The organism is Paenibacillus sp. Root444D2 (assembly GCF_001426375.1).
Taxonomy (GTDB): domain Bacteria; phylum Bacillota; class Bacilli; order Paenibacillales; family NBRC-103111; genus Paenibacillus_E.
The window spans coordinates 32,124-55,240 of the sequence record NZ_LMEO01000009.1; the positions used below are offsets into that span (position 1 = coordinate 32,124).

The window sequence follows — 23,117 nt, forward strand, 5'->3', positions numbered from 1 at the left end:
TAAATCGTCGAATTCAAACATTTGGTGATGGAAACCATCCATGTATGTTTAAGATGGGGGATAAATGAATGGATATGCTTTCGAGAACGGAACCGTCATTTGCCACGGTATTCGAATTCACAACGATGGGCATGGCGATTATTTCGCTCAATGGACAATGGATGAAGATGAATAACAGCTTAATCGCGATAACTGGATATTCGGAAGAAGAATTAGTAAATACGGATATAACTACGATCTTTTTGCCCGAAGAGAACGACAAACTGCCTGGACACTTAGAGCAACTGTTGTCTGGGGATTTACGCTATTTTCAGATCGAACAACGATTGAAGTCAAAAGAGGGAGTAATCAAAAGGGTGGAATGCGGAATTTCGCTAATTAGAAACTCTGACAATGAACCTCTTTATTATATGGCTCAGATGAAAGATCTCTCGATAAAGTCCGAGATGGAACTTAAACTTGCTGAGAGTGAGCAGCGGTATAATTCATTAATTGAGCATAATCCTGCGGGGATCATAACAAGTGATTTGAATGGTGTGATCATTAGTGTGAATCCTGCTATGGAACGGATTCTGGGTTACTCGAAGACGGATATGGTTGGACGGTCCATCCATCAATTCTGGGAGCAAGAGAAACAAGAGGATCCATCTGAATACCTGACCGATAGTGTGCTCTTGCAGACGGATAATTATATGCTTCGGGTTACGCATAAGAGTGGCGGCATGATAGAATTAGGCTTAAAAAATGTGCCGATTATTGTGAATGGGATAACGGAAGGCGTTTATATTATCGCTAGAGATATCACCCAGCATAATAAAGACCGTGAGTCCTTGAGAGTTGCGCAGCAGGATCTGCATGACACTGTTCGCAGACAGCAAGGAATGACCATGAAATTCAGACAAATGCAAGGGAAATTCATTCATACCTTATGTGACGGTGAACTTCTGTATAGGCTCGGCTATAAGCCATCGCATATCCTTGGCAACGGCTTATACGAGATATGGCCATTCTATATGGCTGTCAATATCGATAAGTATTATCGCAGAGCATGGAGCGGGGAAGAAAATGTCATGTATGAAGCCACATTCCGGGGGATTACCTATTTGACATCGTTACGTCCCATTTTTGAAAATGGCCGCGTGATTGAAGTGATCGGCTCTTGTGTGGACATTACGGAACGTAAACAGATGGAAACAGAGCTTAGAGAAACGAAGGAGCTGCTGGAATCTTTTATTAATAATACAACAGATGCCATCTGCGTACTTGATCAACGGTTTAAGGTTATTTCTGTCAATTCCGCCTATGAGAAAGTATTTGGTTGGAATCAGGATGAGCTTCTAAACCAACTATTACCCATATATCCAGATTTCTTGGAAGAGCATCGTATAGAAATTCATGACATATTGAAAGCGGGTAATCAAATTTCTGGGTTAGAGACGGTTCGAGTTCGTAAAGATGGACAGCTCATTCACGTAAGTGTGACCAAAACGCCGATCAAGAATGAGAAGGGCGAGATTATCGGGTTTGCTGGTATTACGCGAGATATTACTGAACGGAAACGAACTGAGGAATTGTTGCGTAAATCAGATAAACTCTCCGTCGCTGGCCAATTAGCTGCCGGACTTGCTCATGAAATCAGGAATCCGCTCACGTCACTCCGAGGCTTCCTACAGCTGCTGCAGAACGATATGAAGGGAAAACAGCACTATTTTGACATTATGCTGTCCGAACTGGATCGGATTAATTTCATTGTTAGTGAATTCCTCGTCATTGCGAAACCGGAAGCTATTCAATACAAAAAAAGTGATTTGATAAATATATTACAAACCGTGATTGCGCTGCTTGATACGCAGGCTAATCTATGTAATGTGCAGCTTTTGCTCGAGTTTGAGTCTGATATTCCGGAGTTCATTTGTTCCGAGATGCATCTTAAGCAATTGTTTATTAATTTGGTGAAAAATGCGATTGAAGCGATAACGAAGGATGGACAAATTAAGATTACCGTTTCCATGCAGGGCAGCGGGATGATTCGAGTAAGGACTCAGGATAATGGATGCGGCATCCCAGAGGAGCGGGTCAAGCAATTAGGTGAACCTTTCTATACAACGAAGGAAAAGGGCACAGGACTCGGTCTAATGATGTGTTTCAAAATCGTTGAAGCGCACAAAGGCACAATGTCAATTCAGAGCCAAATTGGAGTAGGAACCATTATTGATGTGTTTTTGCCGACGCAGACGATAGGTAAGGACATGAGTGAATTTGAATAGCATGAATGTAAAAACCGCCAGGCCTGTCAAGTAACAGGAACGGGCGGTTTTATTCATTTCTAGAAACGGATACTAAATTCATTCGTCTCTCTTGAATACCATTTTGTCATTGAGGAGTCCTGTTCAGGATGAATTTGTACTTCATCAGGTGTATATTTTACGATAAAACCTGAATTTACCTGATAATAAACGCCTAATGAATCTAACGACCAAACATAAACAGGTGTTTTTGTAAGAGCGGCAATGAAAATTTCTGTATCTGTTTCCAGTAGTTTGGTTCCGTAAATCATCTTCACACCTCTGTCTTATTATTTTGAAAAAGCAGCGCTTATTAGTAGTGACAGCATGAGCTTACAAACAATCACAAACTGTTCCTTTTTTTTTGTGGTGTTTCGGTTTTATACCAAGTACAATCAAAGTTGTGCAATTTTGAATACGATTGACAGGGAGAAGCAGCATGAAATTCGCAGTTCAATATATATCATTTTTTGTGACTAGAAAGTAATCCGAACTATAATCTATTCGCGCGTTTGCGCTATGCAGAGAATAAACAGGACTTCCTTAATGTCGCTGACGAACTCTTAAACGCTTATCTGAACACAAGTGCGGTCAGGGGCGGAGCTTTTCTTGTCGCAAGTGCGAAGCTCAATCAATATTTTGATGATCCTTTTGTATTTATCCTTAAGTGCGATTTTGAGCCGAAAATTGCACGGATTACCGACGAAAAGAGCTTATTGAATCAAGTGGAAATGGCGATTAATGCAAAAAACATGAAATCGATCCAATATCCGTTTATGCCTGAGGAAGGCATGTTAGAACCAGCGGAGCTGAAAATTCACCAGGCTTCACATGCTCGTTACTTTGAGGATTTCCTAAAATATGTAGAATATGAGCAGTCCATGCCAGAAATTTTGCATCATCAAGTACTAGGGCTCGTTCAGCAGCAGCTGGAGAGAGACTATGAGCATAAACCGGAGGAACGCGAGCAGGAAGAAAAGGATTTGGAAATTTGGGCAGCCAGTGAAAAGCGCGAGCTTCAGGAGAAGTGGACACCGACTCAGGTCATGGATGCCGCTAATTATTTGGCCCAGCAGAAGCCGGATCTGGAAATGCGCATCAAGCTAGATCATATCAGTGTGAAGGCGCAACTTGCCGATTATGGACGCAAAGTTCACATTGCCAGACAAGGTGAACGGTACGTCATCCTGATTGAAGGCGATTATTTACACTTCGAAAAAGGCGTATCACCGGTTGAATTACTTAGACCAGATGATCTTCATGCTGTCATTGAGCGGATTACAAGAGAAGAAGAAAACGATAGATAAAGGTGAAAAAATAGGGTTCCCACCACTATGAATTCCTTGTATAATAGGGAAGCTTTGCAAGAATTGACTGACGGTAAATTAGGAATGGGCAGAAGGAGAAAGGGGTCAATGGCTGTGATCGTGGTTGGGGGAATGATCGGTCTAGGTAAAACATCGGTATCGACTTTACTTGGGCAAGAATTAAATTCAAATGTTTATTATGAAAGTGTCGATGATAATCCGATACTACCGCTATTTTACACGGCATCACCGGAAGAAATTGAGTTGAAGCGATATCCGTTTTTACTTCAATTGCACTTCTTGAATACAAGATTTAAGGCAATTAAACAAGCGTTAGTACATAATCGAAATGTACTGGATAGAAGTATTTATGAGGATTGGTACTTTGCCAAAGTGAATCGGGAGTTAGGCCGTATTTCACAGCTGGAATTTGATGTTTATGAGGGGCTTGCTGACAATATGATGTCTGAGCTTGCCGAGCTTCCTAAGAAAGCGCCAGACCTTATGGTATATCTAAAAGCTTCATTCGAAACGGTTATGTACCGCATCGGACTGCGGGGACGCAGCTTCGAGCAGGATCAATCTTTGGTTGATTATTATCGGCAGCTTTGGTCAGGTTATGATGACTGGGTGATGAATCATTATCATGCCTCTGAAGTGTTGATTGTAGATATGGATCGTGTTGATGTTGTGAATCGTTCCGAAGATGCGATTGAATTAGTTGAGCAGGTACGTGCCAAGCTTTCCGAATTGGTCATCGTTTAAAATATCGAAGGGCCCCCTCATTCCGAGGGGGTCTTTCGAATTATGTAGGAGTTTAATGGTTATAAAGTCCTGTGAAATTACATATACTATCGAAATATGACGGTATTTATCTCTATTTGTTGTATCTAGAGTAAAATTATTGTATGATACGTTATGTATCAAGTGAAAATGTGAATTCTTGAATGGAAGAGTAGGTGATGAGTTTGTTATTTATCGTATGTTACAGAGGAAAGCCTATGTGCCCGCCACTTTCTAAATTGGCAGCAAATGAGAAAATGATGAAGTTAAGCCGATTTTTCTCGAATCTTGAGATCGTTGAGGTTAAACAACAATTAGTTGCAACATAACAGAATATAAACTTCATACCCTCATAATAACGCACCTCCTTAACCCTTGGTTTTAGGAGGTTTTTGTCTTGAATGGAATATGTTACAGTAGATGGAAATGGTTCGTTTGGTTATGGAGGGCAACATGAAGAATATCTTACCTTCTACTAGGAAAGCAATTATCATTGGAGCTGGGATTGGTGGATTAACGACAGCGCTTTTCTTAGAAAAGCAAGGTTGGGAAGTTGTCATCTACGAGAAAAAGAAAGAGCTATCCGAGTTCGGTGCTGGAATTGTGTTAGCTGCGAATGCGATGCATGTATTATCGGAGCTTGGCTTGGATGAACAGGTGCGGGGGGCCGGCGCTAAAGTTGGCTTGGCTGAAATTCGCTCATGGGATGGTAAACCGATCACTTCAGTTCCCGTCTCGAAGCAAGCCGCTCAATATGGAACTTATAGCTACCTTATTCATCGCGCGAAGCTTCAAATGATTTTATTTCAACAACTAGATGAGCGAACAATCGTTTATATGAATAAAAAGCTGATAACCTTTGAACAGGATCCGCATCAGGTAGTTGTCCATTTTGATGATGGAACAGAAGATAGCGGACATATCTTAATCGGTGCAGATGGTATTCATTCACGAGTTGCTCAACTATTATTTGGTTTAGAACAACTGCGATATTCAGGTTTTAGAGCTTTCCGAGGTATTACTACATTCTTGGATAAGCGTTATATGCCTGAGATCGGTGGAGGATTTGAGGCATGGGGTAGAGGACGACGGTTCGGTTTTTCCCAGATTGGCGAGGGGCAAGTTTTTTGGTTCGCGGCAATCAATGCAGCTTCAGGGACAGGTGTAGATCGTAAGAAGGACTACGTTCTTATGCAATTTGAGGGCTGGCATAATCCGATTGAGCAGGCTATCCAGTCTACTGATGAGGGGGCAATTTTAACGCATGACATTCATGATCGTAAACCACTTGAAAGATGGAGCCGAGGGAGAGTAACACTGGTTGGTGATGCAGCTCATCCTATGCTGCCTAATCTCGGGCAAGGAGGCGCTCAGACGATGGAGGATGCTCTTGTTGTAGCTAGATGTCTAGAAGGAATTTCAATGCTTTCATTAAATAGCGTTACATCCGCACTTCATTCTTATGAAAGCAATCGAAAACCACGAGCCAATCAAGTTGTGCGTCAATCCAGACGAATGGCGCGCATCGTACAAATGAGCAATCCAGCCGCTATTATGCTGCGAAATCAGGTGCTTAGACTCCTTCCTGATAATGTCCAAATGAAGCGGTTGGATTGGCTTCTGGGTTATCGCGTGTAGATAAACTAAATATTTGGAGGTAGTCCATGAATATACTAATTCTAGGCGGTACGAAATTCCTAGGAAGAGCGCTTACAGAAGCCGCATTAGCTAAGGGGCATGAAGTAACTTTATTTCACCGGGGACAGCATGACGCTAATGCCTTTCCACAGGTCCGGCATATCCATGGTGATCGGTACGTTGATTTACACTTGCTTCAAGAGCACGAATGGGATGCGGTAATCGATACGAGCGGATATCAGCCAGAGGTTGTAGATGCCGCTGCAAAGCTGTTGAAGGATCGAGTGAAGCACTTTACCTTCATTTCTACTGTTTCCGTCTATGACGATCTTCGGAAGGAAAATTTGAATGAGTCGGCACCAGTGGCTGAATTGGAATCGGTAGAAACAATTGATCCAGGGCGGCGTTACGGTGCGCTAAAAGCCCTCTGTGAGCAAGCGGTGAACCAATCATTTCCTGACCGGTCACTAGTTATACGTCCAGGTCTCATTGTTGGACCTTATGATGCATCGGATAGATTCACCTATTGGCCATCTCGTTTTCATCGGGGTGGAGACGTGTTAGTTCCTCTGCCGAAAGAACGGAAGCTCCAATTTATTGATGTAAGAGATTTATCGGCTTGGATTATTCGGTTAGTTGAACAAGGTATAACGGGCACACTCCATGCAAGCGGCAACGATTATACAATGGAAGATGTAGTTGAGGCATGTAAAAGTGTATGTGTATCTGAAACATCTTGTTCATGGGTATCGGAAACGTTCTTAGTGGCACATGAAGTCGGGGAGTGGATGGAGCTTCCACTTTGGATAAAGAGCGATAGTTTAGTTGGGATGTTTGCTTTGGACAATGCCAAAGCCTTCGAATCGGGACTAACAACTAGGCCGTTAAGTGAGACTGTCCAAGACACTTTGGTTTGGGATTTAGGACGATCATCTGAGATAGTTCGCCTTGCAGGTATGGACCCTTCCCGCGAACAAGAATTACTCAGACTCTGGCGTGATTTTAGCAACTGATGGGATATTTGACTCCGGAAAATAATTTTTCGAAAAGTATGAAATTCAATAGAATAGATGGAAAACACCGAATATAATGGAATAGTATACTTTGAGAAAAAGAAAGAGGTGCTGTCTATGTATGATTCTTCGGATATTCAAAGTAATAAGGGAATGGCCATCATTGCATACATCTTGTTTTTTATCCCGCTCATCGCTGCAAAGGACTCCAAGTTTGCATGGTATCATGCTAACCAAGGTCTTACGTTATTACTGGCCGCTGTCATCGTAAATGTTGTTTTGGGTATCATTCCTTTCATTGGTTGGATTCTATTGCCTTTAGCGAATTTAGCTGTGTTTGTTTTAGCCATTCTAGGTATAGTCGCTGCGGCCCAAGGCGAAGTAAAACCCCTTCCGTTTATCGGAGGTTACACGTTATTGAAGTAGCAGGACATACATATGAGAAGCAGGTTGCCAATTGTGGCAGCCTGCTTTTTCGATTTTAAACGATAAGATGATGATTCAATTAAAAGAAGAAGCTGCCAATTGCGCAATACGTTGATTTACGTTGTCTTTATACAACCCGCCGTGATAGCAGATGACAGCCTCAATGTCGTATTTGATGAACTTCTTAATTGATTGCATCGCTAACTCATAGTTAACGGAGTACTCCGGAATAGGGCCGAGAAGTTGACCATCTGAAACGACCAAGGCATCAGCCGCAATCAATGTTTTGCTCTGTTTGTGGTACAGACTAACATGTCCCGGAGTATGACCTGGGGTATGTATGACGATAATTCCACCACTATAGGTAAGTTCGTGTCCATCTTCAAGAATGCCATTGACCGGTCCTTTGGGCGGATTCTCCAAAGCTGATCGAAAAGCTTTTCGCCATTCAGGAGAAATGTCCGCAGGTAAACTAGCGACCGCTTTTTCGATCGATTCTGGTGTGATTTTGATCAACATTTTCTTACCTTGAATATAAGGTTTCTCGATTTCACTGGCTAAGATATCAAGTTTATGCGGAGATTTGCTTATGAAATCAGGTAAACTTCCGATATGATCTATGTCTTGATGGGTAATAATAATTGTTTTCAAATGACGGAATGGAACGTTATGTTCCTCCATGGCATTCTGTATAAGCGGTAATATACCGGGATATCCGGTGTCCACGAGAGTGGCGCCCCCTTCATCGATTAAAAGGGTTGGGTGTATGACATCGATACGCCCCATTACAGGAACTGACAGTTCAAGCATGTAAATACCGTTCGCAATCTGCATTCGAATCCCTCCAAAGAGAAATGATAATGAAATAACAGTGCTATCATACCCAGGAGGTTGGTGAATTGTCAAATAAATATTTTATTATAGCACAAATTTATCTAAATGTCAATATATTTCTATTTGTGAACTAGACGTATTTAGTTTTGTCCAAATTTTGATCAACGTGTGAATAAAGTATGAACAAATTTTGGATTTGTGATATACTATGTTTATAAAGCACTTACATTGGAGTTTGGAGTGATAATGATGGCAAATAGAGCCGTTTTGATCAGTAGTAATGAGCGCAGTGAGCGCGATGTAATGCCATTAGTCAAGATGATGACAATAGCGGCATGGACGTTGCTAGGCATAGGATTACTATTAAGCTTGATGAATATGGATCATTTTAGTGACCGTAATGCTTCTTTAATGGTTGGTATTGGCTTCATGGTAGGTAGTGTGCACATCTATGTCATTCGGACGGCTATTCACTTGGTGCATTCTCGTGCAGCTTCAAAGTCGGAATGATTACAACGTATTATGAGTAATAAAAAAGCCTTTCAAGTTACAACTTGAAGGGCTTTTTCGTTTTCACGCATTTTCATACATTTTTATAATAGTCAACAAACGTTCTGTGACATTTGTTTTACAGTAAAACGTCGATCCTTTGACGTATTTGTTAAGTTGCATTTGCGACAGTGTACTTTTATCAGCGAGATGATATCTTGATAATAGATCAGATTTGTTGATAGGGAGGTTAAGTAGGATGAAGAAGAGAACACTCGTACAAGCTTTGCTGCCCTTTATGATGGTCGCCATCATTATTTTATTGGCAGGCTGCAGTAATCAAGCTATGGTACTGAATCCCAAAGGACCTGTGGGTGCTGAACAGAAAGATTTGATTGTGATTTCTACTATTTTATGTACGGTAATCCTCGTACCTGTTCTTGCGCTAACTGCATGGATCGTATGGCGGTATCGGGATAAAGAAGGCAATAAAGCATCTTATAAGCCAAATTGGGCGCACAGTACTACTTTAGAAATCGTTTGGTGGTCAATTCCCATCATTATTATTGTGGCACTGGCAGTCATAACTATTCGTTATACGCACTCACTAGAGCCTTCTAAGCCGTTGAAATCCAATAAACCACCCGTCACCATTCAAGTGACATCACTGGATTGGAAATGGTTGTTTACGTATCCGGAGCAGGGCATAGCAACAGTCAACTACTTGCAAATTCCAGAGGATACACCGATTAAGTTTGAACTGACCTCAGATGCTCCGATGAACTCGTTCTGGGTTCCGCAGTTGGGTGGGCAGATATATACGATGTCAGGTATGAAGATGACACTGTATTTGCAAGCCGATGAGATCGGGCATTACTTCGGAACGGGAGCGAATTTCAGCGGTGCGCATTTTGCGGATATGACATTCGATGTGAATGCGACATCTCAGAGCGATTTCGATGCTTTCGTAGCCAAAACGAAAAAGGTTCCAACAAAACTTACGATGGAAAGCTATGAAACATTAGCAAAGCCTGGTAAGTCAGATGTGCAATACTTCTCATCGGTGCCAGATGGACTTTTCGATAAGATTGTAACGAAATATACGAATGGTCAATCCATTCACAGTGGTCATGGCGGTACAGAATCCGTGAAAGAGACGAGTAAGCCTCAAGCAACGGACAAAAATGCCCCTATGAACCATAATGATCACAGTCAAATGAAAATGACAAAATGATCGATCAAAGCTTTTGAGAAAGGGAGATCTGCTCATGTTGGATAAAATAAAGCAATTCGCATCAGAGTTTTTCGTAACGGGCGATCCACTCATCCTAGGTGCTCAGGTTAGTATCGGACTCTCGATGATCGCAATGATTTTCGTGCTGTCTTATTTCAGGAAGTGGGGCTGGCTCTGGCGTGAATGGTTAACAAGTGTTGACCATAAACGAATCGGGATCATGTACATTATTTGCTCGATCATGATGCTGTTCCGCGGCGGTGTGGATGCGCTTCTAATGCGTGTACAGCTAGCAATGCCAAACAGCGAATTTCTGCAACCAGAGCACTATAATCAAATTTTCACAACGCATGGCGTGATTATGATTTTATTCATGGCTATGCCTCTAATGTTTGGTTTATTTAATATTGTAGTCCCTCTGCAAATTGGAGCTCGAGACGTCGCTTATCCGTTCTTGAACTCACTTAGCTTCTGGATGTTCTTCTGGGGAGCGATGCTTTTCAACGTATCGTTCGTCATTGGCGGATCACCGGATGCAGGATGGCTTAGCTATCCGCCGCTTTCGGAAGTGTCCCACAGTCCGGGTGTTGGACAGAACTTCTATATCTGGGGGATTCAAATATCCGGTATCGGTAGTTTGGCAACAGGGATTAACTTTATCGTAACTATTTTGAAAATGCGTGCACCTGGCATGAAGTTGATGAAAATGCCGATGTTTACATGGTCCGTATTTTCAAGCTGTATTATGATTATCTTTGCTTTCCCGATCCTAACAGTTACGTTAGCCTTATTATTCCTTGACCGTTTCCTTGGCGCCCATTTCTTCACGTTGGACGGCGGCGGGAATCCGATGATGTACATTAATTTGATTTGGATGTGGGGTCACCCCGAGGTCTATATTGTTGTCGTTCCGGCTTTCGGGATTTTCTCAGAAGTTGTTTCGACCTTCTCCAAAAAGAAATTATTTGGTTACAAATCGATGGTTTTTGCTATGCTGATCATTAGTTTATTGTCCTTCTTCACATGGGCGCATCACTTCTTTACGATGGGCTCCGGCGCGAATGTTAACGCCTTTTTCGCCATTAGTACGATGTTGATTGCGATACCGACCGGAGCTAAAGTATTTAACTGGTTATTCACTATGTTCCGCGGTAAAATTCGTTTTACGACACCAATGATGTGGACGATTGCCTTCATTCCTTGTTTCGTTGTTGGGGGCATGACAGGGGTATTGTTATCTGTTGCGCCTGCTGATTTTCAATTCCATAATAGCTACTTCCTGATTGCGCATTTCCATCAAGTTTTAATTGGTGGTGTAGCTTTTGGTTACTTCGCTGGACTTTACTACTGGTGGCCGAAAATGTTCGGCTTCAAACTTAATGAACACTTAGGTAAATGGGCATTCTGGCTGTGGAACATTGGATTCTATGTTTGTTTCATGCCGCAATATTTCTTAGGCTTAGATGGTATGACTCGTCGTACGTACACGTACGATTTCGATATGGGCTGGGGACCGTTAAATCTTGTGTCAACAGTTGGTGGTTTCCTTATGGGTATTGGGTTCATTTTCCAAGTATGGCAAATTGCCCACTCGATTAAATTCAGAGAACCGGATGTTTCCGGGGATCCGTGGGATGGCCGAACACTAGAGTGGTCGATTCCTTCGCCAGCTCCAATATATAACTTTGCCGTATTGCCAGAAGTAAACGAGGCAGATGCATGGTGGGAAATAAAGCAGAAGCAAAGCTTATCTGCCAAGCAACCAGCCAAGATCGTATATGAAGCGATTCACATGCCTAAGAATTCTTCCATACCATTCATAATGTCCGCTTTGTGGTTTTTCGCAGGATTTGGTTTTGTATTTGATTGGATGTGGCTGACGATTCCTGCCTTAATTGGTGTCGCGATTAGTATGATTGCACGTTCGTTCAGCTATGATACGGATTATTATATTCCTGCTGATGAAGTGAAACGTACGGAAGCCGCATTGAAAGGGGCGAAAGTATAATGGCACATGCAGCTGCGCAAGGTGGGCATCACGCCCACGATCATGAACATGATCACGAGTCGCTCAAAACGTTCGGATTCTGGATATTTCTAATCACGGACTGTATCTTATTTGGATCTTTATTTGCAACGTACATGGTTCTTCATCAAAATACGAACGGGGGACCTACCCCGGAAGAATTGTTCAAGATGCCAGGTATCATTGCAGAAACCTTTATCTTGCTAACTAGCAGCTTCACAAGCGGTTTAGCTGTGCTTGGTATGCATAAAGGGAACATGAAGCAGTTAATCGGTTGGCTCGCCGTAACCGTGCTTCTGGGAGCGTCATTCGTTGGACTCGAGCTTAATGAATTCATTAACATGGTTAATCATGAGGGTGCAACCATTAGTACGAGCGCTTTTTTATCAGCCTTCTTTGCATTAGTTGGTACACACGGTTTGCACGTATCGGTTGGCTTGATCTGGATGGTCGGGTTGATGCTGCAATTGAAACGCCGCGGCATCACAGCAGTAACCAAACGGAAAGTGGCTGTCATTTCCCTGTACTGGCATTTCCTTGATGTTGTTTGGATCTTCGTATTTACAGTCGTCTATTTGATGGGGGTGATGTAAGATGAGTCAACCGCATACAGGTTCACATGAAAACCATGACGCTCATGGTTCATTGAAATCTTATATCATTGGCTTTGCTCTCTCGATCATTCTGACCATCATTCCACTCGTTGCCGTCATGAACCATATGTTGAGCAAAACAGGCACAATCGTATTGATCCTCATCATGGCCGTACTGCAATTCGGTGTTCAATTGTTCTTCTTCATGCATGTGAAAGAGGGCGAGAACGCTCGCTGGAATATCATGGCGCTGATCTTTGGTCTTGTAATTTTATTGACGATTGTGGCCGGTTCGATTTGGATTATGACTTATAATCAAGTCGCTCATTAAGTTTTGATAAAAGGAAAGACGTTTTCACCACGTTTGGCGTGGTGAGAACGTCTTTTTTTTGTAATGATGATAAACATTGTTATAAACTCCAGATTAACCAAAATTCACCGAAGAAGGCAGCTGAAACGATGAAATTCATCGCTAAAGTACACGGAGTTGCTGAAATTGACTCCATAACGATGTAAAACATCCCTTCAGGAACCGAACCAGCCTAATCCCCTGAAGATGGCAGCTGAGACGATGAATTTCATCACTAAAGTATTCAGAGTATCACTAGCATGTCGGATTGTTACGTTCCTTAGCTTCTCGTTTCTCTTGTTGTACGGCTTTTTCTCCGAATTGATCTAAGCGAGAAGGGCTGCCTGCAGGTCCAGTGTTCTTGGGCTTACTATTTCTTCCACTCATGATTTATCACCTCCGTCGATACAGCTTTTGCTAAATGATTATCGTTCATTCAATAAGACAAAAGGTAATAAATAGTTGTCTTTCTATCTTACGCGTGATACATTATGTATCAGAGATACTAATTGTATCATTCATCTAGAGTGGACAAGCTATTCTATTGAACGGAGAGGAGCCGAATGATTCGCAGAAGCCAACGATTTCGTAACCATCTCGACGATAATCTGATTCATCTGCATAAGAACTTGTTCATAAGCCCTTCTGATCCACAATATTACGAAAAAGTGATCCGATATATTGACGCTAATTCTCCGGAAGCTCATTATAAGATCGGACAAAAATTTCAGTTAAAAGGAAATTTGAAAAGAGCGATTTTCCATTACAAAGAAGTTCTTCGAACGTATCCATCACCATTTTATTCGGCTGCTAATCGAGCCATTCGTGAATTGGATCAACAACAAGCGGATCATGCAGCTAGTATGCAAAAGGCTTTCCCAGAGGCGGAAAAACGGCTGTTACCACCATTTATGAAAACAATGCTTATCGTTCTCTTTGTACTTAATTTGATGTTAGTCTTCTTGTTTGTTGGAGATGCCCCGATCTATAAAGCGATTTCGAAAATGAAAGTCTGGGGTGTTGGAAGCGATGTTACATATGAGACAGTAGATGTCCCATTTATCATGTATCTTGATCCTGACACCCAAAATGAAGATATTGAAACAGCACTGCATAAGCAGGCTTTGGAATTAGCCAAGGAGATGCCGAATTCCAGTATTCTTATTTATGGCATTGTTTCACAAGATAACGTGAACCAAGGGAAAACAATGCTTCTCACGAATGATGAGTTGACGAAAAGCGCCATTGTTATCGCTCAATATCATCCCGCGACGGATCGTACAGTGAGAATTCGCTTTCTGAATTCCGAATTTGAAAAGCACCAACCGCTTAGTGCGATTGGTGCTAATTTAGTTCGTACAGCTTTGGAATCGTACCGCAAAGATTATGGGAAGGCTCCCGTTCATCTGAATGCTCTCCTGCAAGATTATCCGAATAATTATTTGAGCTTCATTCCGTTAGAAGCGGTCACAAGTTCCAATGACATATCCACGGAGTTTAACGGGCGAGGCGGTTGGGTCTACAATTTCGGCGCGGCTGATGTCGAGCAGATGTTTTATGCGAATACTGCAGGCGTTGGCCGAGTACCCTATGAACCTGTGCATATAGAAATCAACAAGGCAGAACATCAATTGAAACTGGTTAGCGGCAGCTATTTACTGTGGGTTAAAGATATTGGTCTTGGAGCCAACGGGAGCACACCCCAAGGAGATTTTCGGGTGATGGATCGTGTACAGAAGCCCAAAGGTAAACATGCACAAGTATATGGGGAGGCCGGCTTGGGACTTGGAGCGATTGCACTTCATGGAACATTCGATGAAAGCTCAATCGGCACGGATCAATCATTGGGCTGTATTCGACTGACGAATCCGGATGTGCAGCAATTATTCCAGTTTGTTCCTAAGGGCACAGAGGTTCAAATAAATTCTGCCAAATGGGCTGCGATCCATAATGAGCAAGTGAAGGACACGTTATTGCTTATTCCCAATAAGCTGCCATCCCTTGATCAATCGCCGAAACAGGTATTTCATTGGCTTGGTTAATCACGTTTTGTTAATGGCATTACTTATTATTTCCTGCGATCTTATGAAAAAAGCAGCCTAGGCCTACCGAGGATTAGTCGGAAGCAGCGGCTGCTTTTTAAATTAACTACATTAAGTTCTCAGGGTTCAGTTTTTCCAATTCAGGGATGACGAAGCGTCCGTCTTTGCGAATGAGAACATCATCAAAGTAGATTTCGCCGCCGCCATATTCGGGACGCTGGATCAGCACCATATCCCAGTGAACGGAGGAGCGGTTCGTATTATCCGCTGTTTCATATGCTTGTCCTGGAGTAAAGTGAATGCTGCCATCAATCTTCTCATCGAATAAAATATCTTTCATTGGATGTTGGATGTAAGGGTTTACCCCAATTGCGAATTCGCCGATATATCGAGCACCATCATCGGTATCCAGGATATCATTCAATTTCTTGCTGTCATTGCTTGTAGCTTCAACAATACGGCCATTTTCGAACCGTAATACAATATTTTCAAAAGAAGTGCCGGAATATATCGTAGGTGTGTTATAGCTGATTACTCCATTGACGGAGCCTTTCACAGGCGCCGTGTATACTTCACCATCAGGTATGTTTCTCAAACCAGAGCAAGGAACGGCGCCAATATTTTTGATCGAGAAGCTAATATCAGTCCCTTTGGCAACAAGGCGAACGCGGTCTGTACGGTTCATCAGGTCGACAAGTGATTCCATAGCGACAGCCATTTTGCTGTAATCGAGATTACAAACATTGAAATAGAAATCTTCGAAAGCCTCGGTGCTTTTGCCGGCAAGCTGAGCCATCGAAGGATTCGGATAACGCATTACACACCATTTGGTATTGTTAATGCGTTCGTCGAAGAGAGGACGTTGGAAGTATTTTAGGTAGAGCCTCATTTGGTCATCGGGTACATCGGACGATTCGGTAATATTATCACCGCTACGGACGGCTACGTAAGCATCCATCTGCTTCATCCGCGCAAGTTCAAATTCGGACCATTGGGTAAATAGCTCTTGTGTACCTGTCATCTGTAAGCTTCTCATGATGGCTGGATCGCGCAGCTCGATGAATGGTTTACCGCCTACGGCATACACTTCTTCAATGAAGCATTTGGCGAGTTCGGGGTCTTTGACTCCAATCATTTCAATCAATATGTTCTCACCAGGCTGAAGGCTAACTGAATAACGGATTATATTTCGGGCAAAAGTTTGAAGTCTTGGATCTCTCATTCTATAGGTCTCCCTTGATTGAATATATGTACTAACAAATTATATCGCAACAAGCGTTCTTAAGCCAATAATGACTAATGATTTCGTGGAACTTAATGGGGTATGCTACAATATATCAAGGAATGACAGACAAAAGAAAATTACAACTAGAGGAGGACGCAATGGCAAGAGATCAGATTAAAGTACCATTCGGGTACGAACCTCCAGCGGAGACTCATAAAGGAACCGTTTTATTATTTGAAACATTTGAGGACTGGACGGAGACAGAGCTGCAAGCTTTTACCAAATGGGCGGAGGAAAGAAAGTTCGTTCGGGCTATCTTTTATCCCCAGCATGAGGAAACGCTACGGAGAATGGACATACCTAGTCAGCAGCCCTATTATGCCCGTGTGAAGCATTTGGAAAGCCTACTGGAACATGTGGATACCACCCTTCAATTGGACGTGGATAAGTGGGAAGGGAAGCGTAAGAAGTACACACCGATAGATACATCTTTGAAATTTTTGACGGATAAAACGCCCGGACCCCATTTCGTATGCATGAGTGATCGCTATGCGAATCTATTCGTGACATATCCTTCCTTCAAGGAATGGATCAAAAAAGTAAGACTCGTCATCATCAACCAATTCCATGTCCCTCTCCATGGTAAGCTGAATGAATACGCGGAGAGATGGGAAGCTGTGGATTTTGGAAATGGCTCTTAAACAACGGATCTCAACTAACAAATTAATCATATTAATTATGGTCGTTATCGTGGCAGGGATGAGTCAAGGCATGCTCCTGCCGCTGCTAACGATCCTTTTGGATCGTTCGGGTGTCTCAACGGAAGCCAATGGCCTGAACGCTGCTGCGCTTTATATTGGTATTTTCTCCACGATGTTCTTCATAGAAAGACCTGTGCGAAGATACGGATATAAGCCAGTCATCATGGTTGGGATGGGACTTGTCATCTTGGCAACTTGTTTGTTTCCGTTATGGCAGCAGATTGGTTTCTGGTTTGTACTTCGTTTGCTTGTAGGGATCGGGGATAGCGCCCTGCATTATGCAACCCAGTTATGGATCGTTACATCAAGCCCTAAAGAGCGTAGAGGACGTAATATCTCTTTATACGGCATGGCTTATGGCGTTGGTTTTAGCTTAGGACCTATAGGAATTACCTTGCTCAAAGCAGGTAGTTGGGTTCCCTTTTTGACGACCAGCTGCTTTTTCTTAATCGTTCTAACGCTTGTGCTGCAGTTGTCCAATGAGAAGCCAGAGCAACTAGACAAAGTGGAAGCGGTGCATAAGCGTGCTTCAAAGGTATTAGCAATCGCTTGGTTCCCGCTTATTACCTCCTTACTCTATGGCTATATGGAAGCCTCGATGAACAGCAACTTTCCGATTTATGGACTGCGTGCAGGTCTCACGGAATCTAATATTGGTGTTCTGCTGCCCATCATGGGGGTAGGGGGTCTCATCATGCAGCTGCCGCTAGGGATTTGGAGTGATCGTGTGGGGCGGAGAAGTATCCTTATTGTGAGTGGTCTCATTGGCTCCATCGCATTTCTATGTATTCCGTTTGCAGGCTCGAATCTTTGGTTGATTGGACTCTGTTTCGGCGTTGCTGGGGGCATGGTGGGCTCGTTTTTCTCACTAGGTTTGGCCTACGCGGCAGATATATTGCCCAGACATTTAGTACCTACTGCGAATGTACTTGCTTCTATCCAGTACAGCATAGGAAGTATAGCCGGCCCTTTAATGGGAGGACTAGCTATACGGTATATTAGCACGGCCAGTATTTTTTACTTAATAGGCCTTATCTATATCTTATTTGCCCTATCTGGGTTTACTTTTCGACGTCAATCTGTATGAAAAAAAGACACTAAACCTAACGAAGGTTTGGTGTCCTTTTTCATTTAGTCAACATTTAGCCTATTTCATAGCTTGCTGCTTGATCCGTCATATACCGCTCTGTCAAAATAGTGAGCATAGAAATTCCGATTTGATTCTCTCCGCCCTCAGGAATAATAATGTCAGCATATTTCTTGGACGGCTCAATAAATGCGTCATGCATTGGCTTAACGGTTGTCAAATATTGATCAAAGACAGATTGGAGCGTACGTCCACGTTCATTAATATCTCGGGATAGTCGGCGCAGAATACGGACGTCTGGATCGGTATCAACGAACACCTTAATGTTCAAAGCACCGCGCAGCTCTTCATCGGTTAAGACATGAATGCCTTCAAGAAGCACAATCGGTTTTACTTCGATACGAATCGTCTCTTGTGAGCGAGCATGCTGCGAGAAATCGTACACAGGAATGTCAACGGCATTGCCGTTTTTCAATTCATTTAAATGCTTGAGCAGCAAGGTGTTTTCGAAGGCACGGGGATGATCATAATTAATACGTTCCCGTTCTTCAAAAGTAAGACCACTATGATGAAGATAATAATTATCTTGTGAAATTAATGTCACGTTCGTGGATCCTAGCTTGGTAATGATAGATCGAGCTACTGTAGTTTTTCCTGAACCGGTACCACCGGCAATTCCGATAACGAGCATGAAATGTAGTGCCTCCCCAAATAACTTGAAAACCTTCCTCCGTAGTTTAACATAATGTTCGTATAAAAAGAAAAAGCGATCGAATTTCGATCACCTTTTGCAGAGAATAATAGCCTTATCGAATTTGCTTCGGGGTATGGAACTTCTCTTGATTGGCCTCGATATCTTGTGAAGCTTGCGTCAATTGTTCCATGATTTGCTGTATCTGCTGCCCATACTCATCGTTATTAAAAGCTTGTAGCTGCTCGTGTGCTTCATGAACTTGCTGCTTAGCCTCTGTAAGCGCTGCTTGTGCAGATTGAATAGACCGAGGGTTGGCCTGTGTAATGGCAACTTGCAGTTGATGCTCAGCGTCTTGAGCTTGGAGTATAGCATGATCTGCTGCGTCAATGGCGTGCTGAAGCGGCTGCTGATGCTGACGGGTTTCTGTCATAGGGGAATGCCTCCTAAGGATAATTGTTATGGGTAAAAAAGAACAGCGACTTTACTACATTGCTCCAAAGTTGGGGAAATCATTCTTCGATTGGGAAATGAAATTATTTCCTGGGGAAGCGCAAAATGTGAGCGTTCTTATGATAATTCGACATGAAAAGTCAGAAAATTTCGAATACAAAATCAATTACATGAAAAGGCTATTGTTTCCAAAATAAAAGTGGACAAACCGCTTGAATATTCATAAGCTAAAGAAGATAGCTTTTTTTTGACATGATTAGACAATTTGGGTCTAAATAGGGGATGAAACGATGAGAACATGGAAAGGTTTTTGTATAATTGCAGCTGTTACACTAAGTATTTCCGGATGTGGATCATCCAAAACAAATACTTCACCGGCAAATTCATTCACGCCTACCTTAGAGGCAAGTATTATTGTTAATGGAGATGCTGCAACCCTTCGAATTACAACGGACCTTAAGCTTTCCAAAGAGCATTATGATCAACAGCGCAAGCAAGGGGAGGGGCACGTTCATGTTTCCTTGGACAAAGCAGAAAAAGAAATCATGACGACCACTGAAAAAAATTATGAACATTTAAGCAAAGGTCCTCACGAATTAAAGGTTTCCTTACATAATAACGATCACACACCTTACGATGTAAGCAAGACGCTCACGTTTGAAGTGAAGTAGGAGCATCCCATGTCATTTCTTCCAAAGAGATTGAGCTTACAGAAAAGAATTGTTTTCCTCGTGACTACAGTTACGGTCAGTATGCTCTCAACAATGTTGGTTTTCGATACCATAAGTTTAAATCAATCCATTCGAGAAGCCTATGTGAGTCAAATAAGCGGTATGACGATTGCCATTAATGGACGCTATGAAGAATCTCGTTCCGTTACAGATGTACAGCAAATATTTGATTATATTCAATACAAAAATACGCGTGTACTCGAAATGAAGCTTTACGATAAACAAGGCGTAGTTCTTGCGGCTTCCAATCGTTCTGAAGTCGGTAATCATATGCCTCTTGATAGTGTAATCATTCCTAAGCAGGATCATACCATTGTTGACCGTGTGCCTATGGCACAAACGGATAAACCGGTAGTCCGTCTGACGGCGCCTCTACAGGAGGATGGCCTTGTTGTAGGTGCGGTAGAAGTTATTTTTGATTCGTCCGAGGAAGCCGTACTACTTGCAAAGCGAACGAAACTTATTCTGATTGTGGGCATTAGTGTAGCTATTGTTATGTCAACATTGCTTTGGCTTATTTTGAGAAGAATTGTTATTCGACCATTAAGCCGACTTCGTGAAGCCGCGCTTGTTGTAAGGCAAGGAGGAGATCTTCCTAGCCTGCAGTTCAAAGCTTCCCCTGAAATCGACGAAGTGTCTGAAGCTTTTAATGATATGGTCAAAAATTTGGATGAACGCTACCAAGAGCTTCAGCAGGTACTAAAAACATTGCAGGTGACACAGGACCATCTTGTCCAATCGGAGAAAATGGGAGCCTTGGGTAATCTTGTAGCCGGGGTCTCACATGAAATCAACACACCAATAGGAATTGGTGTAACAGCAATCAGCTATTTAGATCAAAAGACGAAGGAATTTAAGAACCTGTATGAGACAGGTAAAATGAAAAAGTCTGACCTTGAGCAGTTTCTATCCATCACACAAGAGACGAATGCCATGGTGCAGACCAATCTGGAACGCGCTTCTTCCTTGGTGCGCAGTTTTAAACAAATTTCTGTTGATCAAAGCGTTGAAGTCAAGCGCTCGTTTCATTTGAAGGAGTATTTAGAGGGAATCATTTCAAGCTTGAAACCAACGCTCAAGAAAACAAGGCTGCGAGTAGATGTTTATTGCGATAATGAGCTGATTCTTTACACTTACCCAGGTGCTTTATCACAAATTATTACAAATTTAGTCATGAATTCTTTGAACCATGCCTATGCAATAGAGGAAGAAGGCAGTTTAACCATACGTGTTGAAGAGCATCAAGACTATATTATCCTTGCCTATACCGATGACGGTAAAGGGATGACGAAAGAAGTGCTAGATCAAATTTTTGATCCTTTCTTTACGACGAGCCGCGGTAAAGGCGGAACAGGGTTAGGGATGAATATTGTCTATAATCTCGTTACACAATCACTGAATGGAACCATCGAAGGTTCTAGTACCTTGGGACAAGGAAGTTTATTTACCATTACAATTCCGAAAGAGGAGGAAGCTGTGCAATGACAGGACAAGATGGGTTAATGGACCAGGATGAGCTTTTTTTTGCTGAGGAAGAAGAGACCGATTCAGCAAAGGAAGTTCCGATCGAACAAGACCCTTGGGTCGTACTCATTGTTGACGATGAGAAACAAATCCATCAAGTGACGAAAATGGTTCTGCAAGACTTTGAATTTGATGGAAAGAAGCTGGAATTCCATAGTGCTTTTTCGGCTTTAGAAGCCAAACAGCTGTTAAAACAACAACCGAATGCCTCATTAGTCCTTTTGGATGTTGTCATGGAACAAGATGATGCGGGGCTGCAAATTGTTAAGTACATACGCGAAGAATTGAATAATCAGGCGATACGCATTATTTTGCGGACAGGTCAGCCAGGTCAAGCGCCTGAACGCACGGTCATCATGGATTATGACATTAATGATTATAAAGAAAAGACAGAACTCACAACACAGAAGCTGTTCACCACAGTGGTTACGGCGCTGCGCTCCTATCGCGATATTAAAACAATTGAGAAAAGCAGATCGGGCTTGGAGGAGATTATTAAGTCATCTGCTTCGTTATTCGAGCTGCAATCTATGAAGAAATTTGCTTCCGGCGTTTTAACACAAATGACCTCCATCGTTAACTTACATAAAAATGCGCTTCATTGCAGCTTTGCTGTTACTAAAGGCGTGGAAGATATTTATATCCTAGCAGCAAGCGGGGATTACGCATCCAATCAAGACGAACGAGCACGGGATGTTGTTCCTACAGATGTACTCCAAGAGATTGAACATGCCTTTCATTCCAAAAAAAGCAGCTTCGCATCGGATCGCTTTGTGATTTATTTTCAAAGTAAGATGGGGATGGAAAATGTCATCTATATGAATGGATTCAAAGCACTCAGCGAGTGGGAGCATTATTTAGTTGATATTTACTGTGCGAATGTTTCTGTGGCTTTCGAAAATATTTATTTGAATGAAGAGCTTGAAAGCACACAGCAAGAAATTATTTATACGATGGGTGAAATCACGGAAACGAGATCCAAGGAAACGGGACACCATGTGAAAAGAGTTGCCGAATACTCCCGTTTACTGGCTATTAAATATGGATTATCTGAGCAGGAAGCCGAAGTCATTCGCTTGGCTTCGCCGATGCATGATGTTGGTAAAGTTGGCATACCAGACGCGATTTTAAATAAGCCTGGATCGCTAACAAGTGAAGAATTCGATGTTATGAAAACTCATTCGAATCTGGGGTACGAAATGCTCAAGCATTCGAACAAGCAAGTCTTAAATGCCGCTGCTATCATCGCACAGCAGCATCATGAGCGTTTTGATGGAACAGGGTATCCCCAAGGACTTCGCGGCGACGAGATACATCTCTATGGTCGTATAACCGCATTAGCTGATGTATTTGATGCTTTATGCAGTGATCGTGTTTATAAGAAAGCTTGGGAACTTGATCGCGTAATGGATTTGCTTAAAACGGAACGCGGTCGGCATTTCGATCCTGTGATCGTAGATCTCTTTATTAAGCATTTGGATGAGTTCCTGGTAATCAAAGAGTTCTACAAGGAGCAACGTTAACATCATCATCCGTAAAATTCGCCAAAAACGTGGGTTATCTGGGGTAATTCCTGAATCCATCTAATAAAGTGGTATGAAATCTGCTTCTTTGTCTCTTTTACGG

Annotated in this window: 23 protein-coding genes and 1 pseudogene; 18 read left to right on the forward strand and 6 right to left on the reverse strand. The window is 42.4% G+C overall.

Annotated features, from left to right (window positions below):
- The first annotated feature begins 68 nt into the window (after nucleotides 1-68).
- Nucleotides 69-2,267 carry a PAS domain S-box protein gene (locus ASD40_RS07400; protein ID WP_057302680.1) on the forward strand — a complete coding sequence of 733 codons (2,199 nt, stop codon included), beginning with the start codon at nucleotides 69-71 and terminating at the stop codon, nucleotides 2,265-2,267.
- A 59-nt stretch (nucleotides 2,268-2,326) separates the two neighbouring features.
- Here the strand turns inward: ASD40_RS07400 and ASD40_RS07405 are convergent, their stop codons facing one another.
- On the reverse strand, nucleotides 2,327-2,557 hold the full coding sequence (locus ASD40_RS07405; protein WP_057302681.1) for a hypothetical protein: 231 nt from the start codon (nucleotides 2,555-2,557) through the stop codon (nucleotides 2,327-2,329).
- A gap of 216 nt (nucleotides 2,558-2,773) precedes the next feature.
- On the opposite strand from ASD40_RS07405, the pseudogene ASD40_RS39035 reads away from it, so the two are divergent.
- The 6 genes and pseudogenes from ASD40_RS39035 to ASD40_RS07430 all read left to right on the forward strand — a co-directional run.
- A pseudogene (locus ASD40_RS39035) lies at nucleotides 2,774-3,268 on the forward strand (DUF3900 domain-containing protein); the annotation flags it as partial.
- Nucleotides 3,269-3,592 carry a DUF3898 domain-containing protein gene (locus ASD40_RS39040; protein ID WP_268795879.1) on the forward strand — a complete coding sequence of 108 codons (324 nt, stop codon included), beginning with the start codon at nucleotides 3,269-3,271 and terminating at the stop codon, nucleotides 3,590-3,592.
- A gap of 108 nt (nucleotides 3,593-3,700) precedes the next feature.
- Entirely contained in the window at nucleotides 3,701-4,357 is a 657-nt protein-coding gene (locus tag ASD40_RS07415; RefSeq protein ID WP_057302683.1) for a deoxynucleoside kinase, read from the forward strand.
- Between the two features lie 471 nt (nucleotides 4,358-4,828).
- Nucleotides 4,829-6,013 (forward strand): FAD-dependent oxidoreductase, encoded by a 1,185-nt coding sequence (locus ASD40_RS07420; RefSeq protein WP_200957376.1) that lies wholly within the window; start codon nucleotides 4,829-4,831, stop codon nucleotides 6,011-6,013.
- Between the two features lie 26 nt (nucleotides 6,014-6,039).
- Nucleotides 6,040-7,026: an NAD-dependent epimerase/dehydratase family protein gene (locus ASD40_RS07425; protein WP_057302684.1), complete on the forward strand. Its 987-nt coding sequence runs from the start codon at nucleotides 6,040-6,042 to the stop codon at nucleotides 7,024-7,026.
- 117 nt (nucleotides 7,027-7,143) lie between these two features.
- A complete protein-coding gene (locus ASD40_RS07430) occupies nucleotides 7,144-7,452 on the forward strand; it encodes a DUF4870 domain-containing protein (protein ID WP_057302685.1) in 309 nt (102 codons plus the stop codon).
- Between the two features lie 75 nt (nucleotides 7,453-7,527).
- Here ASD40_RS07430 and ASD40_RS07435 read toward each other — a convergent pair whose 3' ends face one another.
- Nucleotides 7,528-8,286, reverse strand: coding sequence for an MBL fold metallo-hydrolase (locus tag ASD40_RS07435; RefSeq protein WP_057302686.1), 759 nt, complete (start codon nucleotides 8,284-8,286; stop codon nucleotides 7,528-7,530).
- Between the two features lie 246 nt (nucleotides 8,287-8,532).
- Here ASD40_RS07435 and ASD40_RS07440 point away from each other — a divergent pair, with 246 nt between their 5' ends.
- The 5 genes from ASD40_RS07440 (at nucleotide 8,533) to cyoD (ending at nucleotide 12,959) form a co-directional block, all read left to right on the forward strand.
- Entirely contained in the window at nucleotides 8,533-8,796 is a 264-nt protein-coding gene (locus ASD40_RS07440; protein ID WP_235549191.1) for a hypothetical protein, read from the forward strand.
- Between the two features lie 238 nt (nucleotides 8,797-9,034).
- Nucleotides 9,035-10,009: a ubiquinol oxidase subunit II gene (gene cyoA / locus ASD40_RS07445; RefSeq protein WP_057302688.1), complete on the forward strand. Its 975-nt coding sequence runs from the start codon at nucleotides 9,035-9,037 to the stop codon at nucleotides 10,007-10,009.
- Nucleotides 10,010-10,043: 34 nt separating this feature from the next.
- A complete protein-coding gene (locus ASD40_RS07450; RefSeq protein WP_057302689.1) occupies nucleotides 10,044-12,017 on the forward strand; it encodes a cbb3-type cytochrome c oxidase subunit I in 1,974 nt (657 codons plus the stop codon).
- Nucleotides 12,017-12,628 carry a cytochrome o ubiquinol oxidase subunit III gene (cyoC, locus tag ASD40_RS07455; RefSeq protein WP_057302690.1) on the forward strand — a complete coding sequence of 204 codons (612 nt, stop codon included), beginning with the start codon at nucleotides 12,017-12,019 and terminating at the stop codon, nucleotides 12,626-12,628. Before ASD40_RS07450 ends, cyoC begins: the two co-directional genes overlap by 1 nt.
- 1 nt (nucleotide 12,629) lies before the next feature.
- Nucleotides 12,630-12,959 (forward strand): cytochrome o ubiquinol oxidase subunit IV, encoded by a 330-nt coding sequence (cyoD, locus tag ASD40_RS07460; RefSeq protein ID WP_047677705.1) that lies wholly within the window; start codon nucleotides 12,630-12,632, stop codon nucleotides 12,957-12,959.
- A gap of 273 nt (nucleotides 12,960-13,232) precedes the next feature.
- Here the strand turns inward: cyoD and ASD40_RS39045 are convergent, their stop codons facing one another.
- Complete coding sequence (locus ASD40_RS39045) at nucleotides 13,233-13,364, reverse strand: hypothetical protein (protein ID WP_268795878.1); 132 nt, start codon at nucleotides 13,362-13,364, stop codon at nucleotides 13,233-13,235.
- Nucleotides 13,365-13,540: 176 nt separating this feature from the next.
- Here ASD40_RS39045 and ASD40_RS07465 point away from each other — a divergent pair, with 176 nt between their 5' ends.
- Nucleotides 13,541-15,019 carry a L,D-transpeptidase family protein gene (locus ASD40_RS07465; RefSeq protein ID WP_057302691.1) on the forward strand — a complete coding sequence of 493 codons (1,479 nt, stop codon included), beginning with the start codon at nucleotides 13,541-13,543 and terminating at the stop codon, nucleotides 15,017-15,019.
- Nucleotides 15,020-15,125: 106 nt separating this feature from the next.
- Here the strand turns inward: ASD40_RS07465 and ASD40_RS07470 are convergent, their stop codons facing one another.
- A complete protein-coding gene (locus ASD40_RS07470) occupies nucleotides 15,126-16,241 on the reverse strand; it encodes an aminopeptidase (RefSeq protein WP_057302692.1) in 1,116 nt (371 codons plus the stop codon).
- A gap of 161 nt (nucleotides 16,242-16,402) precedes the next feature.
- Between ASD40_RS07470 and ASD40_RS07475 the strand changes: the two genes are divergently transcribed.
- Nucleotides 16,403-16,945, forward strand: a complete 543-nt coding sequence (locus tag ASD40_RS07475) for a hypothetical protein (protein WP_057302693.1) — start codon at nucleotides 16,403-16,405, stop codon at nucleotides 16,943-16,945.
- On the forward strand, nucleotides 16,935-18,092 hold the full coding sequence (locus ASD40_RS07480; RefSeq protein WP_057302747.1) for an MFS transporter: 1,158 nt from the start codon (nucleotides 16,935-16,937) through the stop codon (nucleotides 18,090-18,092). The genes ASD40_RS07475 and ASD40_RS07480 overlap by 11 nt, the downstream gene beginning before the upstream one ends.
- Nucleotides 18,093-18,147: 55 nt before the next feature.
- Here ASD40_RS07480 and udk read toward each other — a convergent pair whose 3' ends face one another.
- Nucleotides 18,148-18,783: a uridine kinase gene (udk, locus tag ASD40_RS07485; protein ID WP_057302694.1), complete on the reverse strand. Its 636-nt coding sequence runs from the start codon at nucleotides 18,781-18,783 to the stop codon at nucleotides 18,148-18,150.
- A 115-nt stretch (nucleotides 18,784-18,898) separates the two neighbouring features.
- On the reverse strand, nucleotides 18,899-19,216 hold the full coding sequence (locus ASD40_RS07490) for a hypothetical protein (RefSeq protein WP_057302695.1): 318 nt from the start codon (nucleotides 19,214-19,216) through the stop codon (nucleotides 18,899-18,901).
- A 310-nt stretch (nucleotides 19,217-19,526) separates the two neighbouring features.
- Here ASD40_RS07490 and ASD40_RS07500 point away from each other — a divergent pair, with 310 nt between their 5' ends.
- Genes ASD40_RS07500 through ASD40_RS07510 form a run of 3 tightly spaced genes read left to right on the forward strand, consistent with a single transcriptional unit; the run spans nucleotide 19,527 to nucleotide 23,014 of the window.
- Nucleotides 19,527-19,907: a hypothetical protein gene (locus ASD40_RS07500; RefSeq protein WP_057302697.1), complete on the forward strand. Its 381-nt coding sequence runs from the start codon at nucleotides 19,527-19,529 to the stop codon at nucleotides 19,905-19,907.
- Nucleotides 19,908-19,916: 9 nt separating this feature from the next.
- Nucleotides 19,917-21,452 carry a sensor histidine kinase gene (locus ASD40_RS07505; RefSeq protein ID WP_057302698.1) on the forward strand — a complete coding sequence of 512 codons (1,536 nt, stop codon included), beginning with the start codon at nucleotides 19,917-19,919 and terminating at the stop codon, nucleotides 21,450-21,452.
- The gene (locus tag ASD40_RS07510; RefSeq protein ID WP_200957379.1) at nucleotides 21,449-23,014 is read left to right on the forward strand and encodes a DUF3369 domain-containing protein; all 1,566 of its coding nucleotides are present in this window, start codon (nucleotides 21,449-21,451) and stop codon (nucleotides 23,012-23,014) included. Before ASD40_RS07505 ends, ASD40_RS07510 begins: the two co-directional genes overlap by 4 nt.
- Nucleotides 23,015-23,117: the final 103 nt, after the last annotated feature.

What these genes read in the sequence shown, in the direction of transcription:
- ASD40_RS07480 (WP_057302747.1), top strand. Translation starts at nt 16,935, where the DNA reads ATGGCTCTTAAACAACGGATCTCAACTAACAAATTAATCATATTAATT.
- cyoD (WP_047677705.1), top strand. Translation starts at nt 12,630, where the DNA reads ATGAGTCAACCGCATACAGGTTCACATGAAAACCATGACGCTCATGGT.
- cyoC (WP_057302690.1), top strand. Translation starts at nt 12,017, where the DNA reads ATGGCACATGCAGCTGCGCAAGGTGGGCATCACGCCCACGATCATGAA.
- ASD40_RS07450 (WP_057302689.1), top strand. Translation starts at nt 10,044, where the DNA reads ATGTTGGATAAAATAAAGCAATTCGCATCAGAGTTTTTCGTAACGGGC.
- ASD40_RS07475 (WP_057302693.1), top strand. Translation starts at nt 16,403, where the DNA reads ATGGCAAGAGATCAGATTAAAGTACCATTCGGGTACGAACCTCCAGCG.
- ASD40_RS07425 (WP_057302684.1), top strand. Translation starts at nt 6,040, where the DNA reads ATGAATATACTAATTCTAGGCGGTACGAAATTCCTAGGAAGAGCGCTT.
- ASD40_RS07405 (WP_057302681.1), bottom strand. Translation starts at nt 2,557, where the DNA reads ATGATTTACGGAACCAAACTACTGGAAACAGATACAGAAATTTTCATT.
- ASD40_RS39045 (WP_268795878.1), bottom strand. Translation starts at nt 13,364, where the DNA reads ATGAGTGGAAGAAATAGTAAGCCCAAGAACACTGGACCTGCAGGCAGC.
- udk (WP_057302694.1), bottom strand. Translation starts at nt 18,783, where the DNA reads ATGCTCGTTATCGGAATTGCCGGTGGTACCGGTTCAGGAAAAACTACA.
- ASD40_RS07400 (WP_057302680.1), top strand. Translation starts at nt 69, where the DNA reads ATGGATATGCTTTCGAGAACGGAACCGTCATTTGCCACGGTATTCGAA.
- ASD40_RS07490 (WP_057302695.1), bottom strand. Translation starts at nt 19,216, where the DNA reads ATGACAGAAACCCGTCAGCATCAGCAGCCGCTTCAGCACGCCATTGAC.
- ASD40_RS07440 (WP_235549191.1), top strand. Translation starts at nt 8,533, where the DNA reads ATGATGGCAAATAGAGCCGTTTTGATCAGTAGTAATGAGCGCAGTGAG.
- cyoA (WP_057302688.1), top strand. Translation starts at nt 9,035, where the DNA reads ATGAAGAAGAGAACACTCGTACAAGCTTTGCTGCCCTTTATGATGGTC.
- ASD40_RS07465 (WP_057302691.1), top strand. Translation starts at nt 13,541, where the DNA reads ATGATTCGCAGAAGCCAACGATTTCGTAACCATCTCGACGATAATCTG.
- ASD40_RS07415 (WP_057302683.1), top strand. Translation starts at nt 3,701, where the DNA reads ATGGCTGTGATCGTGGTTGGGGGAATGATCGGTCTAGGTAAAACATCG.
- ASD40_RS07505 (WP_057302698.1), top strand. Translation starts at nt 19,917, where the DNA reads ATGTCATTTCTTCCAAAGAGATTGAGCTTACAGAAAAGAATTGTTTTC.
- ASD40_RS07470 (WP_057302692.1), bottom strand. Translation starts at nt 16,241, where the DNA reads ATGAGAGATCCAAGACTTCAAACTTTTGCCCGAAATATAATCCGTTAT.
- ASD40_RS07435 (WP_057302686.1), bottom strand. Translation starts at nt 8,286, where the DNA reads ATGCAGATTGCGAACGGTATTTACATGCTTGAACTGTCAGTTCCTGTA.
- ASD40_RS07510 (WP_200957379.1), top strand. Translation starts at nt 21,449, where the DNA reads ATGACAGGACAAGATGGGTTAATGGACCAGGATGAGCTTTTTTTTGCT.
- ASD40_RS07430 (WP_057302685.1), top strand. Translation starts at nt 7,144, where the DNA reads ATGTATGATTCTTCGGATATTCAAAGTAATAAGGGAATGGCCATCATT.
- ASD40_RS07420 (WP_200957376.1), top strand. Translation starts at nt 4,829, where the DNA reads ATGAAGAATATCTTACCTTCTACTAGGAAAGCAATTATCATTGGAGCT.
- ASD40_RS07500 (WP_057302697.1), top strand. Translation starts at nt 19,527, where the DNA reads ATGAGAACATGGAAAGGTTTTTGTATAATTGCAGCTGTTACACTAAGT.